Source organism: Paenibacillus sp. RRE4 (assembly GCF_031844205.1).
GTDB lineage: Bacteria > Bacillota > Bacilli > Paenibacillales > Paenibacillaceae > Paenibacillus > Paenibacillus xylanexedens_B.
Window position 1 is genome coordinate 312,961 of record NZ_JAUZUT010000002.1, and the last position, 18,164, is coordinate 331,124.

Sequence of the window (18,164 nt, forward strand, 5' to 3'; positions counted from 1 at the left end):
GTGACAAGGGGGGAGCGCTCATGGCGTCCAAACATCTCAAGTCGCTGGTGCTGTATACCGGCCTGATCGGGGGCATGCTTATATCCATGTTCCCGTTCTATTGGCTCATGGTTATGTCCACCCGAACAACGTCCGACATCTACAAGTTTCCGCCCCAACTCTGGTTCGGCGGTGAGCTGTGGAATAATATTACACGGGTTTTGCAGCAGATTGATTTCTGGGGAGCCTTTCTGAATACCTTGTTTGTATCAGGTGTAGTAACCATTCTGGTGTTGTTTTTTGATTCACTGGCGGGATTTGCGTTTGCGAAGTTTGAGTTTCCGGGCAAAAAATGGCTTTTCGTCCTGCTGCTCGCCACCATGATGGTGCCTTCCCAGCTGTCGCTGGTGCCTTCCTTCGTGCTGATGGCCACGTTCGGGTGGGTAGGTTCCTTCAAAGCCCTCATTATTCCGGGCATGGTCAACGCCTTCGGCATCTTCTGGATCCGTCAGTATGCGACGGAATCCATCCCGAACGATCTGCTGGATGCAGGACGGATCGACGGATGTAATTTCTTTCGCTTGTATTGGAACGTCGCATTGCCGATTCTGCGGCCAGCATTTGCTTTTCTCGGTGCTTTCACCTTTATCGGTGTGTGGAATGACTACCTGTGGCCGTTAATTGTACTAACAGATGCACGCAAATACACGTTGCAAATTGCATTGTCTCAATTAAACGGACTCTATAACACGGATTATGCGATGGTCATTGCAGGTACACTGCTTGCCGTTCTTCCACTCATCATCATGTTCCTGTTCATCAGCCGACAGTTTATCTCGGATATTGCCGCAGGAGCGGTGAAGGACTGACCCAGGGGAGGTAAGACTCCCTGGAGCGGTGAATATATGTGACGCCATTTTGATCCTTCCCTCAAGTCTGATATTCTTATTCTATAGATGAGATACCAGACGTTAATTCATAGCACTTTCAGACGCAGTAATTGAAACGGAAGAGGGATGATCACCATGGCGGCTTCACCTTATATGATCGGCGTAGATATCGGCACAACCTCGACCAAGGCTGTGTTGTTCAAGCAGGACGGTAGCATTGTGGCACAAGGTGGTGCAGATTATCCGCTATACACACCAACACCCGCGATTGCAGAGCAGGATGCAGAGGACATTTTCCAAGCCGTTATTTCCTCCGTGCATCAAGCCACCTCTAAAGCAGGGGTACAGCCGGACGACATTCTGTTTGTTTCGTTCAGCTCGGCCATGCATAGCATTCTTCCTGTTAATGCACAAGGCAAACCGTTGATGCGAGCGATGACATGGGCAGACAATCGCAGTGCCGAATGGACAGAAGCACTCAAATCGGAGATGAACGGACATGAAATCTACCTGCGAACGGGTACACCCATTCATCCCATGTCTCCACTAACTAAAATGATGTGGCTCACCCGAGAAGAACCGGACTTGTTCAGACAGACACATAAATTGATCTCCATGAAGGAATATGTTTTCTACAAGCTATTCTCTGAATTTGTTATCGATCATTCGATGGCCTCCGCCACCGGACTTATGAATCTGGAAAAACTCGAATGGGATGCAGAAGCATTACATGTCGCAGGCATTACACCGGAGCATCTGTCCAGCCTTGTACCGACAACTCATGTATTCAAAGAAGGGCTTAATCCCGAATATGCCAAAGCGATGGGCATTGCGGAGACGACTCCTTTTGTGATTGGGGCAAGCGACGGTGTACTCTCGAATCTGGGTGTAAATGCTATTGACCCAGGGATTGTTGCTGTGACGATCGGTACCAGTGGAGCGATTCGTACGGTCGTGGATAAACCAGTAACCGATCCCAAAGGACGTTTTTTCTGTTATGCGCTTACGGAGGATCAATGGGTGATTGGCGGGCCTGTGAACAATGGCGGCGTGATTTTCCGCTGGATTCGGGATGAGTTTGCGGCGTCTGAGGTGGAAACGGCAAAACGGCTCGGGATCGATCCGTATGAAGTCCTGACACGTGTCGCTGAAAATGTACCCCCAGGTTCAGACGGACTGCTGTTTCACCCCTATATGACCGGGGAGCGCGCACCACTCTGGAACCCGAACGCACGCGGATCGTTTTTCGGTCTGACGTTGCATCACAAGAAGGAGCATATGATCCGTGCAGCGCTGGAAGGTGTGCTGTTTAACCTGTACACGGTTATGCTCGCCATTGAGGAGAAGATTGGGCGTCCGAAAAAGATCCAGGCCACTGGAGGCTTCGCTCGCTCCGAGCTGTGGCGGCAGATGATGGCCGATATTTTCGATCAGGATGTTATCATACCCGAAAGCATCGAGAGTTCCTGCCTTGGTGCCGCCGTGCTCGGGCTGTATGCCACAGGCCGCATCGATTCACTAAGCGCCGTTTCCGGCATGATTGGCTCAACACACCGCCATAAGCCACACCCGGAACGTGTGCGTGTGTATCGCGAACTGTTGCCGATTTTCATCCGCATCTCACGCAAATTTGAAGAGGAATATGCCGATATCGCGGCGTTCCAGAATCGAATGATGGAGGAGTAATGCGTTGGCATAATCATAATAAAGCACGGCTAGGAGCTCTCTCTGAGCTAGACGGATAGAGACGAATAGTGAAGAACTGGTGTTAACCATTCTCCGAAATAGAGGGTGTTGGAGCGAATTACTAGCACCCTCAGTGTTCGAATGGTGCGGGAAGTCTAAGCAGAAGCTTGACGATAATATCTCTTGAAGCGAATACTACACGGGAATGATGGCAATGGTCTACGGTTGCGGATAGTACACGGGAATGATGATAACGATCATTGGTAGCAGATAGTGAAGGGTAAAGCGCTAACGATCACCAGAGAGCTTATTTAGTGCTTTTAGGAGGTTTTTGAAATCTAACGATCACCAGACACCTTATTTCAACATTTTCAGGTTAAAAGTGTCCCAGAAACAGCTATCTCGAGCAAATAGCGTTTCTGGTGATCGTTAGAATCTGAAAGCTTGCTTTTTCCGCCAAATAGCGTCTCTGGTGACCGTTAGAATTTGCGTAGCGTGAGAGGCCTCTTCTCAAATGCCCCACCCCTGTAAGACTTCGAGCCTTGCAGAGGTCAGCTCCACTCTAATATGAAATGAAGTAACAAGGATTAGCACAACATTCATATGACGCTCCTCAATGAAGGCTCTTCCCAACCTAGAGACGGGAAGAGCCTGTTTCATTCGATCTTTTTTTCAGAAAATATGTCCAATATGCGGTGCGCACACTCACCAAGATACAAATAAACCCCAAAGCTTAAAGCTGTGGGGTTTATAACACACCTACGAATTATATTTGCTGAACGCATTCTCGTCCGCTTGTACATTTTCCAAGTATACAATCCGGCCTGCATCATTCACACGCGCAATATCCACGCCCGTCTTCGCATACACCGATCCATCCGTTGCTTGTCCGCACACAGCCCAATTCGTTTGATAACTGCCGTCCGGCTGGGGCACCCACGCATCCCACATATGTTTAATGTCTTGGTTGTAATTATAGAAAGCTTTCATAAATCCCTCAAACCCAGTATGGCTAGTGCCATTCAACACAATCTCAGCATCCGGAGTAAACAGGGATAACAAATCCTCCATAGCCCGCTGATCTGTCCGTGAAGCATCAAATAATCGGAAATAGTTATTCAACATCGTAATGCTCGTTGCTGTATTCATTAATAATTAGCCTCCTGTTGGTCTCATGTCGCTTCGAACGAAAAATCTCATGCCGTATGCTTATCACATGTTATACATGTTATCAGTTCGAATAATATCGAACAATATAATGCGAAAAGAACCTTACCACACTTCCAAGCTTCATCGCAACACATATTTCGATTTTTTTCGAACATTGAAAGAAAAAGCCAACTATGCTAACGTCTATCTTATGAGAACTATAACGATACCTACCGCTTCGGAGATGAGTCTGACCACGGTCTGCAATGCACTCGGTGACCCCATCCGCATGAAAATCGCATACTGCCTGGCCAGCTCGGGTGAGAAAAATTGCTCGGCTTTTGAAGTCGACCATATCTCCAAATCAACGTTGTCCCATCACATCAAAATCTTGCGAGAAGCTGGCATTATTCAGCCACGCATTGACGGTAAACAGCACTTTTATTCCCTTAGAAAGGACGAACTCATTGCACGTTTTCCAGGACTGGTCGCTATGATTCTACAAACAGGAGGCTCCGCCTAATGGATAAAAAAGCAGCTAAAATTCTACTGAGTACATTCTGGAGTGGTGGCGGTTGGAAATCCCCCCATGCCCCCTTTGCGGGTGACGATTTTGAATATGCCAAAAGCAAGGGCGTCATGTTCGACCCTCTCACGATCAGCCATGACGAGATCGTACAGCGCCTGCATCACATGCATCAGAACCCTGCGCTTAAAGAGCGCGTCATTACAGCCTTTCTACACAGCCTATCCACCAAAAAATTGTATCTGCGCAGCGCGTTATCCAGCTGGGCTTTGACACGAAACATGCCGCTGCATACTTACAGGGAACGCCCGGCTTTACATGCCAATACAAGCGCCTGCGGGGACTGTAACTTCCTTTGCTTACAATCGGATAAACAATATGTGAATGAAGATCTGAACGTGCTAAATTTTGAACGGATGAAATGGGGTGGCGTGCGGCATGGGTGGCTACTCTACTGCCTGATGGATTTGGAACTGCTGCTTCTGGATAGCACCATCCCGTACGATGTGACCGTGGAAGACCAAACGATCCTCGTCAAGCTGCTGGAAGTCTCACAGACCGGAGATCCAAAAGACAGCGCACGCTCTCTGGAGAAAAAGTGGAAAGAATGTCTCCCCTCCAGCAAACAGGAAAGGGACGCCCTGCTGGAAATCTGGGCAGCCGCCGGCATCCTGGTTCCCGGGAATACGCCAAGAAAACGTAAAGGCGGTTCGGGCGACTTTATCTTTGTCGCAACTTGGCAGGGCGATGATGGATATCATGCAGAAAACGTACTTGATTACTTCGGGCCTTATCTGCCTCAAAGTAACGTCTAATTTGTTTCATCTATTACATCTGACGCGCATTACTATCTAACCTCTAGGTTACAATACTGACATCGACAGATTTCGGGTTGAACTCGTATAATAAGAGGAAATGAGGATGATGGGAGTGAACCAAGCGAGTTTATGATGTACATACTGGCTTTCATATTGTCTTTTGCTGTCGTGGTTCTGCTGATTCCGCCGCTGGGCCGACTGGCGCACAAACTGGATTTTGTGGACAAGCCCCGGGAAGATGTGGAGCGTAAGCTGCACAGGCAACCGATACCACTGACCGCTAGCTACGCGATATTCACTGGATTTTTCCTGACATATATTGCTCTTACTAAAGAATTGACCTGGGAGACCGCCGCATTGGTTGCAGGCGGAATGCTTCTCCTGACGATTGGTACGATTGATGACTGGTACAAAACCAAAGGAAAAGATTTTCCTGCGTTACCTAAAATGATTATTCAAGTCTCGGCCGCGGTGCTCGTTTTCGCTTCGGGTATTGCATTTACCGGGTTCGTGAATCCGTTCAATGCAGAGTATGTGCTCCTGCCGATCTGGTTGCAATTCATTCTGACGATCTTGTGGATTTTCGGAGTTACGACGGTGATTAACTTCTCGGATGGGATGGATGGGCTGGCTGGTGGTTTGTCTGCAATCTCGGCAATCACGCTGTTTATCGTAGCCATCACCAAGGGCCAGAGCGATTCAGCGCTGATGTCCATCACTTTAGTTGGGGTAACGCTTGGTTATCTCAAATATAACAAGGCTCCAGCCAAAGTATTTATGGGCGATGCCGGCGCTACGTTTCTAGGCTTCATCCTAGCGGTTATCGCACTTGACGGTGCATTCAAACAAGCGACGATGCTGTCCATTTTCATTCCGATTTTGGCGCTCGGCGTACCGATTTTCGATAATATTTTCGTCGTGATCAAACGTTTCCTGCAAGGCAAAGCGATCTATCAGGCCGATGCAAGCCAAGCTCACTATCGCCTGTTACGTGCCGGTTTGAATCACAAACAGGTGGTTGCCGTTCTCTATCTGGTCAGCACCTGTCTGTGTCTGTCCTCCATTATTTTATTGTTAGTGGACATGTAAAAAAATCGTTGGATCACCCAATGCAAGCTATGCCAATGAATGGTTCAATAGAAATACAAGAAGCCACCCTCATGTCGAATGAGGGTGGCTTCTGTTGTTATCCCATATCTTGTTACATCGATATCTACACATCAAGAAGAAATCCAGATTAGTCGTTTTTCTAATTCATAAAAGACCTATGATTTAACCGCACCAGCCATTGCACCGCCGACGATGAAACGCTGCAACGCAACGTACAGCACAACCAGCGGCAGCGTTACAATTAAAATTCCGCACGCCAGCAACGGCCAGTTATTCATATACTGCCCATAGAAGGTAAATAACCCTTTGGTCACTGGCTGATAATTCGGATCAGACAAATAAATGGTCGGCCCAATGATATCATTCCACACCCCGATGGCTGTGAGAATGATGCCTGTTGCCAGAATCGGCTTCATTAACGGAACAAGAATGGTAAACAGATAACGGGTGTATCCGCATCCATCCATGGCAGCCGCCTCATCCAGCTCGCGGGATACCGATTTGATATAACCGACAAACATCAGAAACGCAATACCCGTACCCGTCGTTTTCAGCAAAATGTAACCCGTTTGCGTATTATACAGCCCCAGTTGATTGATCAAAGAGAACTGCGGAATCAACGGGTTCGGCAAATACATAGAGATCAAAAAGAAAATATAAATGAACGTGCTGAACTTCACGTATCTACGAGCAAGCGGGAATGCTGCAAACACAGACAAGATCAACGTCAACAAGGTAGACATGCCCGTGTAAAGCACACTGTTCCACATGTACTGCGAGAAACTGCCCTTCGTCCATGCTTCGGCAAAGTTCTCCAGCCGAATGCCCTCTGTCAGCGCTACGGGATTCAGCAAATACTCCGTCTGTGTTTTCATCGACACATTAAACAGATAGAACAGAGGGAAGACGTATAGCGCAAGCATCAGCAGCACAATAATGTAGCTGATTGTTCTTGATGTTCTGCTTTGCTTCATTATACTTCCACCTCTCTTTTGCGAAGATAGAACAATGCGACCATGGAGATTGTGAACACAAACAGGAACTGGATCATCGCTACCGCAGAAGCCAGACCATAATCCGCCGTACCGCTGCCAAACGCTGTTGCATAAACGTCAAATGCCAGAGTGGTTGTATTGAATTTACCGCCTGTGAGGACGTAGATAATGTCAAAGGTTTGCAGTGCGCCGATGATGGACAACAGCATATTCACGGTGAAAGAAGGAGCAATCATCGGGAACGTGATGTTAGTGAAGGCTTTCCAGCCCGATGCACCATCCATATAAGCCGCCTCGTATAGATCACTCGGAATCGTCTGCAGCCCGGCAAGGAAGATGGTCATGGAGTAGCCCATGTACATCCAGATTTGCACGAAAATAATTAGCTCGAAGGCAATATTATAATCCCCGAAAAAGTTGGAGCTGGTACCAAAGAAATTCAGAAGCGACTGCGCCGGCCCGCCAAGCGGATTCGCTACGAGCTGCCAGATCAGGCCAGACACCGTTACACCCAGCACGACGGGCAAAAAGAATACCGCACGATACAGCTTGTCGCCTCGAAGCTTTTTGTTAATCAGGATTGCCATGAACAGACCTACTGCGTTTTGGATGATGACTACGGCAAACGCAAAATATAAGGATCGCCCGATCGCGTCCAGTCGATCGCCCGCATTAGATGCGCCAAAGAAGGTTTTATAATTTTCGAAACCGACAAAGCTCCACTCCTGTCCTCTCACTCCAGTCGCGTCGGTAAACGAAAACAGCACAGTCACGAGTGATGGGCCAAAGCCAAACACGACATAAAGCAGCAACGGAATGCTTAAATATAGATAAGGAATCAGCCGCGCCTTCCCTTTTCCAAACGGATACATCGTCCTCACACCTTTCATCGGGTAAAACCAAAAAACCGGAATAACAGCTTTGCTTGATCGAGGCTGGCCTGAAGGCTCTTACCCCAAGCGCTATTCCGGTGGTTATTCTGTATGGCAATCTTAGATCGATACTCGAATTATTTATAGTACACGGGTCCAATCATTTGCTTACTTGGGAGCTGCCGCATCCCAGTCTGCTTGTGATTTGCTCGCAAGTTCCTCTGGTGTAGCAATTGGCCCGGCCGGTTTAAGCATCTCTGCATGAACACTGGACTCCGCAATGTACTGTCCTACATTCTGACGATTAATAAACAACTGATCCCAGGACAACTTGAAGTTCTCCAGGTATGGTTGAATATCTTTGATAAACTCGCTCTTGATTTCTACATCAGGCTGTGTCGGAAGGAATCCGGCTGCATTAACAAAATCCGTATAGTTCCCTTTCTCCGACAACATTTCAAGCCACTTCAGCGCATAATCCTTGTTTGGTGACTTATCTACAACCATCCAGGTCATATCGTATTTGCCAGCCAAGTCTTTGTTTTTTGCCGCATCATTACTGCCCGGAATCGGGAAATACCCAAACTTCAGATCCGGGTTAGCCGCTTGAATCGTCGTAGCATCCCACGTACCGTCCGCAATCATCGCCACCTTACCTGTAGCAAACAGACTTGGCAGTGTTCCGTAGTCAATCCCCATGAAACCAGGCATTGCGCTGTTCATCAACGTTTGAGCCTTTTGCAAAACTTCGATCTGTACCGGATCAGTCAACTTGGTTTGCCCCGTCCACAGACCTTTGATGTAGCTAAGCTGGTCATCATGGATGGAGGCTTGAAGCCCCTGTACTGCAAGACCAATCGGCCAAACATCTTTACCTGCAAAACCTAATGCTTCTACACCGTTATCTTTGAATACTTTGATGACGTTCTGCAGTTCATCCCAAGTCGTTGGCACTTGCAGATTGTATTTGGCAAAAAGGTCTTTGTTGTAGAACAGGCCTGTGAATGCCACTTTACCCATGTTGACACCGTACACCTTGTCGTTGTACGTCATCGCGTTCTGCACGTCAACTTCGTTATAGTTTTTGATAAATGCCTGACCTGACAAGTCACTGATCAACCCTGCATCGATCCATTGCTTCCACATCGGATCAGCCGCACCCTTAGACCAGTCCTGCGGAGCGCCCACGAAGCTGGACTTGAGCGGAATGATATCTACATCCCCTGTACTCCCTGCGTTCATCCGTGTTTGCATCAATTGATCATACGTTGCATCTGCCGGAACTGTGGTATACTCCACTTTCACGTCCGGGTACTTCTCTTCAAACTTTTTATTGAATTCTTTGATGTAATTGTTGATGTTCTCTTGTTGCCAGTGAATGATCTTTAACGTTACCTTTTTGTTCCCATCCGTAGACGCCTTCCCGTCCGAATCGGTCGAACCGTTGCCACATGCTGCAAGCACAAACATTAAAGCGGTTACAAGTGTAATAGATAAAATCTTTCTCTTCATATCACTTTCCCCCAACCATTCAAGATTAATTTACAATTCAATAAATTTACGAAATCAGTTTCGTTAATTACACCCTCATTATGACTCCGCCTGATAAATTTGTAAATAGTTTATTTGAATTTTTACAAAATATGTGATGAAACTGCGTCATGTATGGGGTTTAGCGTCATTTTGAGAGCAACTCCATATTTTATTTTACGAAACCTATATTCGGTGGCTTGGTTTTTCCACCTCTGCTCTTCCTGTCAATCTAGTAAAAATGAGCCTTCACTTTCAGCTAAACTAGGTTATTTTTACTAAAATATCTCGGTGTTTTCGTTAGATTTGACTTCAAACACTTAAAAAATATCCATACATATCATATTCACCTCGACGATTCCCCTTTCTGTTATTGACTCTAAGATAGTTGTGGCATAGAATGTTGGCAAGAAAGCTATAAAATGACACAGCCACAATCTACGAAACTAGTTTAGAATCTGAGGGATATATAATGAATATCAAAACGATAGCTCGTTTAGCCGGTGTGTCTGTTGCAACGGTGTCCAAAATTATTAACAACTACCCTGACATTGGTGAAGAGACACGCCAACGCGTACTTAAGATTATGGAGGAAACAGGCTATCGCCCCTCATCTTCCGCCAAAACACTGGCAACTAAAAAGTCCAATCTGGTGGGTGTTGTCTTTGCAGGGAAGTTGAATGTCGATTTCAGTCACCCTTTTTTTGTGGAAGTCATTAATGCCTTTAAGAAACAGATCGGCCTGTTAGGATATGATTTACTCTTCTTTTCCAACGAAAAATTTCTGGATCAGGGAGAGGACTACCTGGCACGTTCCAAATATTTTCAAGTGGATGGCTGTATTATCATTGCGGGAGATGAGGTGGAGAGCAGCGTGTCTGACCTTGATGCCAGTCCCATTCCGTGCATCGGAATTGATATTGAGCTGACCGGACAGAACTCCTGTTATATCATGTCGGATAACGAGAAAATCTCTACCAAAGTGGTGGAACAATTTTACATGAATGGCTATCGGGATCTCGGGTTTATCGGGCTAAAGCGTGCCTCCCTCGTCATGCAGCAACGGGAAGAAGCCTTCAAACAATCCCTAAAGCAGTTTAGTCTCGAAGAGAAACCGGAATGGTTGGTATACAGCCAAGATTATGCCGCTACCGACGGTTACGAGGCAGCCAAACAGCTGTTAAAAGCAGATGTCTTGCCGCGAGCTGTATTCGCCGCCACGGACTTGCTTGCATTCGGGGCAGTACGAGCCTTTAAAGAGGCGGGACTCCGTGTTCCCGAGGACATTGCTGTTGCAGGATGTGATGACATCGAAGCCTGTCGTTACAGTGATCCGCCACTCACAACTGTTAAGCAGGATACAGACAAAATCGGACGTCTTGCGGCAATGATCCTGTTCGACCTGATGAACAAACAAATGGATAATCGTTGCATTAAAGTAGAGCCGGAGCTGGTGTTACGCCGTTCCTGCGGCACTTTGCTGGCATATCAGTAAATGAATTTGGCGGTGTAGTGTAGTGTAGTGTAGTGTAGTGTAAAGAAGGACTGGGCTACTCGGCTGGATATCACGTTAGTCAAGTTGAGTAGCACTGTGATTCGAGAGCGTGGGGGTAGAAACATCGTCTGTTGTGTCAGGTATGTATTGCACGAGGCTCTGATTAGATGGATAGATCGATAGTAGTTCGTTGGGGCTGGCGTTGATGTTGGTGCTGGGGCTCGGGTTGGTTGACACTGTGGTGACGCTAAATAGTTACTCAGTTATTACTTTTGCTGTAACCCGGTGTGCACTAGTTACGTCTCTCTCCCCTCTACACTCTAACGATCACCAGAAGCCTTATTTGCGGGATTCGGCCTCGGTAAAAATTCTAACGATCACCAGCGACGCTATTTGAACTAAAACGGCTTGGGAACTGCAATTATCGAGCCAAAACGAGAAAATAGCGTTCCTCATGATCGTTAGAATTCGAAAAGAGCTAAAACGGGCCAAATAGGGTCATCTGTGATCGTTAGCCGCATTGTCATTGTCATCAAGGCAGAGATGTAGAATTGACTCTGGAGCGTGATGGAGACGGCCCAACGACCTTCATAACAATAAGGGCATACATGCCCTTTGCATTGTAGCTTGGCAGTACATAGTGGGGAGTACATAAGCAGGCGCGAGGGTGTTCATTGAACGATAGTTAGCACATGATGAGAGCTACATAGTCGGGCACCGACTTTTGGCGACTTCGGGCACAAACAACAAAAAGATGAAGCAGGACTGTGCCTGCTTCGTCTTTTTTCACATTATTCACCTGCATTATATCACTTTCCTGCACCCTCCCTACTACTCGGTGACATCCTCAGAACTAGTAGAGGGACGGAATCTCTGCTCACATAGGGTCATAATCTCCTGCCACAGTCGGTTACTTGAAAGCAGCGGTGGGAGGTAGCGGGGATTTGCGCTGCCGATCCAACCATCCGGGCCGATCCAGTTCAAGGAGTCGGCGATATCGCTCTTCCCGAGCCAGCAGCTGTTCGTGAGAACCCTGCATGACGATGTTTCCATTTTCCACAAACACAATCTCGTCCATCTTCTCTGCACCAATCAGGTGGTGGGTGACCCAGATTAACGTTTTGCCTTGCAGGCTGTCCAGCATGGTACGCATCAGTTCGCGTTCTGTCACGGGATCTAACCCTACAGTCGGCTCATCAAAAATAACAACGGGCGTCTTCCGTAGCAAAACCCTGGCTAGTGCAATCCGCTGACGCTCTCCGCCGGAGAAGCGCAGTCCTGTCTCTAGCATCGGTGTCTGATACCCCTGTGGCAGAGACTCGATCAGTTCAGCCAAACCAACCTGCGCAGCGACCTGCCGAATCTCTTCATTCGTTGCATCTGGGCGACCAATCCGCAGATTGCCCGCAACCGTCGTATTAAAGAGATGTGGGCTCTGATTGAGTACTGCTATCACTTCGGTTACACTCTCGCCAAGCATCTCTACAGGCAGATCATTGATTAAAACCTTGCCGGATGAGGGCGACAAGGCACCTTGGATCAGCTTCAGCAACGTTGATTTACCACCACCGCTGCGTCCAAGAATAGCCATACGTTTGCCCTGAGGCAGATGCAGAGAGATATCCCGAACGGCATATGCTGTCTCTGCTTCATATCGATAACTCACTTGCTCAATGCTAATATCCGCCCGGAGTTTCGGGGGAATGCGTAGACGGATTCGTCCATCTGCAGTCATTCCCTTATCCGCTACGGGTACTTCATAGGTCGATTGCACCGCAACTGAACCAGATCGATGTCTGTTATGTGACTCAAATGTTTGGGACTTCTTTTTCTGATCTTTCCCATTCTGACGTCCCTTATCTTCCGAGCCCTCCAGCTTGTTTAATCGATCCAACGATTCACGATAATCTGGCACATGCCCTACTGCGTCGCCAACCGGTAGCAATGATTCCGTTAAAGGGAACAGGACAAGCACAAATGCCGCAATCATAACCGCGGGCAACTGAGCTGTTGACGCCGCTTGTCCTGCCCACATGGTGACCATAACAACCATCACCCCAATGATGCATTGAGCAATAAAATCGCGCCAACGGCTCCAGCGACGCAATCTACGGCGAATCTGATCAGCATGCTCCTCGTCCTCTTCCTGCCATTGCACGAACGTTGCCGCTCTGCCACTGGCAATCCAATCTCCAAGCCCAAGCACGCCATCGGTCAGACGTGTGTACAGCTTGCTGTTTTCTCTTTTGAGCTGTACACGCCATCTCCATGTCATTTTTAGTGAAATTGCGGGAAGTGCAACAACAATAAACAACATATACAGTGCCATACATAGCGCAAACATCGGATCTATACTGCCAAATGCCAGTACCGCCGCTCCGTAGATCACAAGTGCTGTAACAGCAGGGAATACAGTACGCAGATATATATCTTGCAGACGTTCTACATCATCGGCCAGTGCACCGAGCACGTCACCGGTCTGCATCCGCGAACGCAGAAACAGAGCCTGTGGTTCCAAAATGCGATATAGCTTCACCCGCTGATCTGCAAGCACACGCAAAACAGCATCATGCCCTGCCAGTCGTTCGACATAACGGAACACCGCCCGGAAGATACCAAAGGCACGTACACCAACAATCGGAACATAGACCATCAAAATATTTTCAGGACGCAGCGCAGACTTGGAGATCAGATACCCGGAGGTAAAAAGGAGCATCACCGCACAGAGAGCCGCGCATGTGCCCAGTGCAATCGCACCGATCATTCGCCAGCGGTACTGTGTCGCGTATGGAGTAATCCAGCCATTTTTTCCACCTTGTCCGCCTCGTTCGGTCTCTGTCCCTGGATGTCCGGATCTCATCTCATATCGCCTCCATCTGCGCTTCAATCATGTGATAATATACCCCTTTTCGTGCAAGCAGTTCCTGATGTGTACCTGTCTCCGCTACCGTACCGCCATCCATGACAATAATGCGATCCATATGCGGCATCCAATGCAGACGATGCGTTGCCAGAAAGACAAGCTTACCTTCAAACAAGGGTAGCATCGTCTGTTTCAGTTCGTATTCGGTCTCCACATCCAGATGCGCGGTAGGTTCGTCAAGCAGCAGCACGCTGCGTTCGCTCAGCAAAGCTCTTGCGAGCGCCACACGTTGCTCCTGACCGCCACTGAGCTGTCTGCCCCCTGCACCAATCTGTTCATGTAGCCCACTTGCCAGAGATGACAATAGCTTTGTCAGCCCCGCTACCTGTGCTGCTTGAGCCACTTCCGCATCCGATGCCTCTGGCTTGTAAAAACGAATATTATCCGCAATCGAGCCACTGAAAATATACGGATGCTGCGGGATCGCTGCCGTCTGGCTGCGCCAGTCTCGGAGCAGTTCCGGGGTCAGATGCTTCCCGTTGACCAGCACTTGTCCGGCTGTTGGAAGCTGAAAACCTGCGAGAACATCGATGAGCGTTGATTTTCCCGCCCCACTAGCGCCAATGATTCCGATTTTCCCAAGACCCTTCAGCTGGAAAGTAACATCCTGAAGGGAATATGCTCCCTCCGCTTCGTGCCTAACCTGAATATTGGTCAGTGCTAACCGACTATGCTCTCCCCAAGACGCTGCGGTCGCCGCATCTTGCATCCCATGTTTATCCCGGTTAAATACCACTCGCAGTTGCGTAGGGGAAACAGATCCATTTTCATCCAATCCCCCTGACTGATCCACTACACTTGCATAGGCATCCTTTTCGCGCTGTTCTGCGGCCTTGCCTCGTGCAATCACTTGATTAATTGCTTCTCCGGCTTCCTTGCCATCCAGAGTCGCGTGGTAATCTGCACCCAACATGCGTACGGGCAGGAAATACTCTGGTGCTAGAATTAAAACGGTTAGGGCAGGAAACAGTGACATCTGTCCTTCCGTAAGCCGGAGTCCGAGACCTACCGCAACGGACGCAACCGACAACATGGTGAAGAAATCCAGCGCAAATGAGGATAAAAAGGCCATGCGCAGTGTGGACATGGTTGCTTTTCGGTATCGCTGGCTTACTTGCATGATGGAGCCTTCGTGTGTTTTGCTTTGACCCAGCGTTTTCAACGTTTCCAGCCCACGCAGCGTATCCACAAAATGATTGGCCAGCGCCTTGTAGGACTTGAACTGTCCGTCAATCTTGCGCTGAGTCGCCAGACCAATAAGGATCATAAACACGATCAGGATCGGTAGCGTTAGCATTAATATCACACCGGACATTGTATCCAGTTTGAATACATAAAGCAGAACAACAACAGGTATGAATCCCATGCCCAGCATACGCGGAATAAACAGCTCCAGATACGTTTTATATTGGGAAACCCCTTCACGTGCCAGCGTCACCAAATGTCCCGTACCTTCTGTTTTGGCATAACGCGGCCCGAGCCTGAACCATTGTTCCGTCATCTGTCTACGTAGATCGGTTCCGGTTCTTTCTGCATACCGCGTAGTAACAAGCTGTAACCAGAATGACAAGGCATAGCGGGCAGCAAAAGCAGCCAGAAACAACAGCAGCACCGGATACTGTGACGAAACCGTGGCACCTTCAAACAACGCCGTAATCGCCTGTGCCAGCCATTTGGCCTGCATAATAATCGTCATCGCCTGCAACAACACCAATGCAGATGCCAGTGCGAGTACCGGCCGGATGCCCGGCAGCTTCATTAGCCCGCGTCCCATGTCAGTACTCCAGGTGGTGCTGCTCGTTCAGACGTTTGCGGAAAATATAATAACTCCAGATCTGATATCCAAGCACAAACGGCAACAAGGTGCACGCAACAATAGTCATCACTTTTAATGAATAAGGTCCTGATGCTGCGTTATATACGGTCAGATCGAATGCCGAATTGATGGAACTTACCATAACTCGTGGGAACAATCCGATAAATACGGAGGCAAAGGCAATGGCAATAACCGCACCTGTCATCCCGAAAGCCCAACCTTCTCGTTGCTGACGAATGAAGTAAGCCGCAAGAGCCAGCGCCGCAGCACCCAGCAGAACCATAATCCAGAGTGCCCAGCCGCGAACTGTGAATACGTCAGTCATCAGATAGGTCAATAATGCGTATATCGCAAGCACTGCAACCAGCGGTATCATTACCTTTTTCGCCATGTGTAGTGCCCGTTCTCTCAATTCACCTACGGTACGCAGGGAAACAAATAACAGCCCGTGAACCAGACACAATAACGTTACACTCAAGCCGCCTACAACGGTGTACGGATTCACGATATCCAGGAAACCGGCATGCATCTGCATGTTCTCATCAATAGGCAGGCCCTTCATCAACGTTGCAAAAACGACCCCAAACAGGAATGGCAGCAAGGCGCTTGCCACCAAAATAATGATGTCCCACGTTCTACGCCAGCGCTGCTGTTTCATTTTACTGCGGAATTCAAAGGCAACTCCGCGTCCGATCAACAAGAGCAACACAACCACCAGCGGCAGGTAGAATCCGCTGAACAGCGTTGCGTACCAGTGCGGGAAGGCTGCAAACATGGCACCGCCCGCGGTCAGCAGCCAGACCTCGTTTCCATCCCAGAACGGGCCAATCGAATTAATTAATGTACGACGTTCACGATCTGTTTTGGCGATCAGCCCTGTAGACATACCCACCCCGAAGTCAAATCCTTCAAGGAAGAAAAACCCGATAAACAATACGGCAATCAGCACAAACCACAGCTCACTTAGTAACAACGGAATACCCCCCATCTACACCAAACGGATCGGCCGGCTCATCATGCTCTTCTGACTTATCAACGGCATATGGGCCTGCTTTGATTTTGCGTACAAACAGATACACCATCACGATGCCCAGAACCGTATACGCCGCAGTAAAGGCAATTGTGGAGAACAAAATCATGCCTGCTGAAACGTTAGGCGATACACCGGCTTCGGTTGTCATATATCCAAATACCGTCCATGGCTGTCTGCCAACCTCGGTCATAATCCAGCCTGCTGTATTGGCGATAAACGGCAGGGATATGGCAAAAACCATCAGACGCATAAACCATGGTTTCGCCACTTCCAGCTTCTTGCGCCAAGCCAGATATGTTCCGTACATCGCCAGCAGAATCATCAAGCCGCCTGCAGCAATCATGACACGGAAGCTCCAGAACGTCGTGCGTACAGGCGGAATGTAGTCGCCAGGTCCGTACGTTTGTTGATACTCGGCATTCAGTTCTTTCATGCCTTTAACACTGCCTGAGAATTTACTGTAAGACAGGTAACTAAGCAATCCAGGAATTTTGATTTCACCCGAATTCTCCTGCTTTTCCGGGTCGATGGAGGCAATGACCGTCCACGGTGCCGGATCTTCGGTTGTTGTCCATGTGCCCTCACTTGCAGCCATCTTCATCGGCTGTGTCTCCACCAGATATTGCGCCTGAAAGTGTCCCGAGAAAGCCACTCCCAGCGAGGATACAAGCCCGATAATAACGGCAATGTTGAAGGATCTGCGGAACACGTCCACGTCTTGTTTTTTCATCAACTTGTAAGCACTAATGCCCGTCACCACAAAAGCTCCCGTCATTAACGCACCAAAAATGGTATGCGGGAATTCAACGAGAAACTGTCCATTCGTAATGAGTGCAAAGAAGTCATTCATCTCCGCCCGGCCATTATTGATGGCGAACCCAACGGGATGCTGCATAAACGAGTTCGCTGCCAGAATCCACACCGCTGACAGGAATGTACCGGCAAACACGAGCCAGATGCAGGCCAGATGCACTTTTTTGGACAAACGATCCCAGCCGAATATCCATAAACCGATAAATGTGGATTCCATAAAAAATGCTAGCAAAGCCTCGATCGCCAGCGGAGCACCGAAGACATCGCCGACAAACCGGGAATACTCCGACCAGTTCATGCCGAACTGGAACTCCTGCAAAATACCGGTGACCACACCGACGGCAAAATTGATCAGGAACAGCTTGCCCCAAAACTTCGCCATCGTTTTGTAAATCTCTTTTCCCTTCATGACATACAACGTCTCCATAATCGCAACTAGCAGCACAAGGCCGATGGACAGCGGTACGAAGAAAAAGTGGAAAATCGTTGTAAGTGCATATTGGATACGCGATAACATAATCGGATCCAT

At 48.4% G+C, this 18,164-nt stretch carries 14 protein-coding genes; 6 read left to right on the forward strand and 8 right to left on the reverse strand.

Annotated features, from left to right (window positions below):
• The first annotated feature begins 20 nt into the window (after nt 1–20).
• Together Q9R46_RS18420 and gntK are read left to right on the forward strand one after the other, a co-directional pair.
• Nucleotides 21–848, forward strand: a complete 828-nt coding sequence (locus Q9R46_RS18420) for a carbohydrate ABC transporter permease (protein ID WP_145333615.1) — start codon at nt 21–23, stop codon at nt 846–848.
• Between the two features lie 156 nt (nt 849–1,004).
• Nucleotides 1,005–2,555, forward strand: coding sequence for a gluconokinase (gene gntK / locus Q9R46_RS18425; protein ID WP_311281233.1), 1,551 nt, complete (start codon nt 1,005–1,007; stop codon nt 2,553–2,555).
• Nucleotides 2,556–3,314: 759 nt separating this feature from the next.
• Here the strand turns inward: gntK and Q9R46_RS18430 are convergent.
• Entirely contained in the window at nt 3,315–3,704 is a 390-nt protein-coding gene (locus Q9R46_RS18430; protein ID WP_311281234.1) for a nuclear transport factor 2 family protein, read from the reverse strand.
• A 211-nt stretch (nt 3,705–3,915) separates the two neighbouring features.
• On the opposite strand from Q9R46_RS18430, the gene Q9R46_RS18435 reads away from it, so the two are divergent.
• The 3 genes from Q9R46_RS18435 (at nt 3,916) to Q9R46_RS18445 (ending at nt 6,137) form a co-directional block, all read left to right on the forward strand.
• Complete coding sequence (locus Q9R46_RS18435) at nt 3,916–4,227, forward strand: ArsR/SmtB family transcription factor (protein WP_145333618.1); 312 nt, start codon at nt 3,916–3,918, stop codon at nt 4,225–4,227.
• Nucleotides 4,227–5,045 carry a hypothetical protein gene (locus Q9R46_RS18440; protein WP_311281235.1) on the forward strand — a complete coding sequence of 273 codons (819 nt, stop codon included), beginning with the start codon at nt 4,227–4,229 and terminating at the stop codon, nt 5,043–5,045. Before Q9R46_RS18435 ends, Q9R46_RS18440 begins: the two co-directional genes overlap by 1 nt.
• Nucleotides 5,046–5,177: 132 nt before the next feature.
• The gene (locus Q9R46_RS18445; RefSeq protein WP_090921690.1) at nt 5,178–6,137 is read left to right on the forward strand and encodes an MraY family glycosyltransferase; all 960 of its coding nucleotides are present in this window, start codon (nt 5,178–5,180) and stop codon (nt 6,135–6,137) included.
• Between the two features lie 176 nt (nt 6,138–6,313).
• On the opposite strand, the gene Q9R46_RS18450 is transcribed toward Q9R46_RS18445, so the two are convergent.
• The 3 genes from Q9R46_RS18450 to Q9R46_RS18460 form a co-directional block, all read right to left on the reverse strand.
• Nucleotides 6,314–7,132 carry a carbohydrate ABC transporter permease gene (locus Q9R46_RS18450; protein WP_145333620.1) on the reverse strand — a complete coding sequence of 273 codons (819 nt, stop codon included), beginning with the start codon at nt 7,130–7,132 and terminating at the stop codon, nt 6,314–6,316.
• Complete coding sequence (locus tag Q9R46_RS18455) at nt 7,132–8,025, reverse strand: carbohydrate ABC transporter permease (RefSeq protein ID WP_145333818.1); 894 nt, start codon at nt 8,023–8,025, stop codon at nt 7,132–7,134. The genes Q9R46_RS18450 and Q9R46_RS18455 overlap by 1 nt, the downstream gene beginning before the upstream one ends.
• 168 nt (nt 8,026–8,193) lie before the next feature.
• The gene (locus Q9R46_RS18460; protein ID WP_123064072.1) at nt 8,194–9,537 is read right to left on the reverse strand and encodes an ABC transporter substrate-binding protein; all 1,344 of its coding nucleotides are present in this window, start codon (nt 9,535–9,537) and stop codon (nt 8,194–8,196) included.
• A gap of 490 nt (nt 9,538–10,027) precedes the next feature.
• Between Q9R46_RS18460 and Q9R46_RS18465 the strand changes: the two genes are divergently transcribed.
• Entirely contained in the window at nt 10,028–11,050 is a 1,023-nt protein-coding gene (locus tag Q9R46_RS18465) for a LacI family DNA-binding transcriptional regulator (RefSeq protein ID WP_145333621.1), read from the forward strand.
• 910 nt (nt 11,051–11,960) lie between these two features.
• Here Q9R46_RS18465 and cydC read toward each other — a convergent pair.
• The 4 genes from cydC to Q9R46_RS18485 are packed head-to-tail and all read right to left on the reverse strand — an operon-like array spanning nt 11,961 to nt 18,164.
• Nucleotides 11,961–13,910 (reverse strand): thiol reductant ABC exporter subunit CydC, encoded by a 1,950-nt coding sequence (gene cydC, locus Q9R46_RS18470; RefSeq protein ID WP_311281236.1) that lies wholly within the window; start codon nt 13,908–13,910, stop codon nt 11,961–11,963.
• Nucleotide 13,911: 1 nt separating this feature from the next.
• Entirely contained in the window at nt 13,912–15,747 is a 1,836-nt protein-coding gene (gene cydD / locus Q9R46_RS18475; protein WP_311281237.1) for a thiol reductant ABC exporter subunit CydD, read from the reverse strand.
• Nucleotide 15,748: 1 nt separating this feature from the next.
• Nucleotides 15,749–16,762, reverse strand: a complete 1,014-nt coding sequence (gene cydB, locus Q9R46_RS18480; protein WP_311281238.1) for a cytochrome d ubiquinol oxidase subunit II — start codon at nt 16,760–16,762, stop codon at nt 15,749–15,751.
• Entirely contained in the window at nt 16,749–18,164 is a 1,416-nt protein-coding gene (locus Q9R46_RS18485; protein WP_311281239.1) for a cytochrome ubiquinol oxidase subunit I, read from the reverse strand. The genes cydB and Q9R46_RS18485 overlap by 14 nt, the downstream gene beginning before the upstream one ends.

Coding starts and splice junctions, on each gene's coding strand:
- Q9R46_RS18420 (WP_145333615.1), top strand. CDS start 21: ATGGCGTCCAAACATCTCAAGTCGCTGGTGCTGTATACCGGCCTGATC.
- gntK (WP_311281233.1), top strand. CDS start 1,005: ATGGCGGCTTCACCTTATATGATCGGCGTAGATATCGGCACAACCTCG.
- Q9R46_RS18430 (WP_311281234.1), bottom strand. CDS start 3,704: ATGAATACAGCAACGAGCATTACGATGTTGAATAACTATTTCCGATTA.
- Q9R46_RS18435 (WP_145333618.1), top strand. CDS start 3,916: ATGAGAACTATAACGATACCTACCGCTTCGGAGATGAGTCTGACCACG.
- Q9R46_RS18440 (WP_311281235.1), top strand. CDS start 4,227: ATGGATAAAAAAGCAGCTAAAATTCTACTGAGTACATTCTGGAGTGGT.
- Q9R46_RS18445 (WP_090921690.1), top strand. CDS start 5,178: ATGATGTACATACTGGCTTTCATATTGTCTTTTGCTGTCGTGGTTCTG.
- Q9R46_RS18450 (WP_145333620.1), bottom strand. CDS start 7,132: ATGAAGCAAAGCAGAACATCAAGAACAATCAGCTACATTATTGTGCTG.
- Q9R46_RS18455 (WP_145333818.1), bottom strand. CDS start 8,025: ATGTATCCGTTTGGAAAAGGGAAGGCGCGGCTGATTCCTTATCTATAT.
- Q9R46_RS18460 (WP_123064072.1), bottom strand. CDS start 9,537: ATGAAGAGAAAGATTTTATCTATTACACTTGTAACCGCTTTAATGTTT.
- Q9R46_RS18465 (WP_145333621.1), top strand. CDS start 10,028: ATGAATATCAAAACGATAGCTCGTTTAGCCGGTGTGTCTGTTGCAACG.
- cydC (WP_311281236.1), bottom strand. CDS start 13,910: ATGAGATCCGGACATCCAGGGACAGAGACCGAACGAGGCGGACAAGGT.
- cydD (WP_311281237.1), bottom strand. CDS start 15,747: ATGGGACGCGGGCTAATGAAGCTGCCGGGCATCCGGCCGGTACTCGCA.
- Q9R46_RS18485 (WP_311281239.1), bottom strand. CDS start 18,164: ATGGATCCGATTATGTTATCGCGTATCCAATATGCACTTACAACGATT.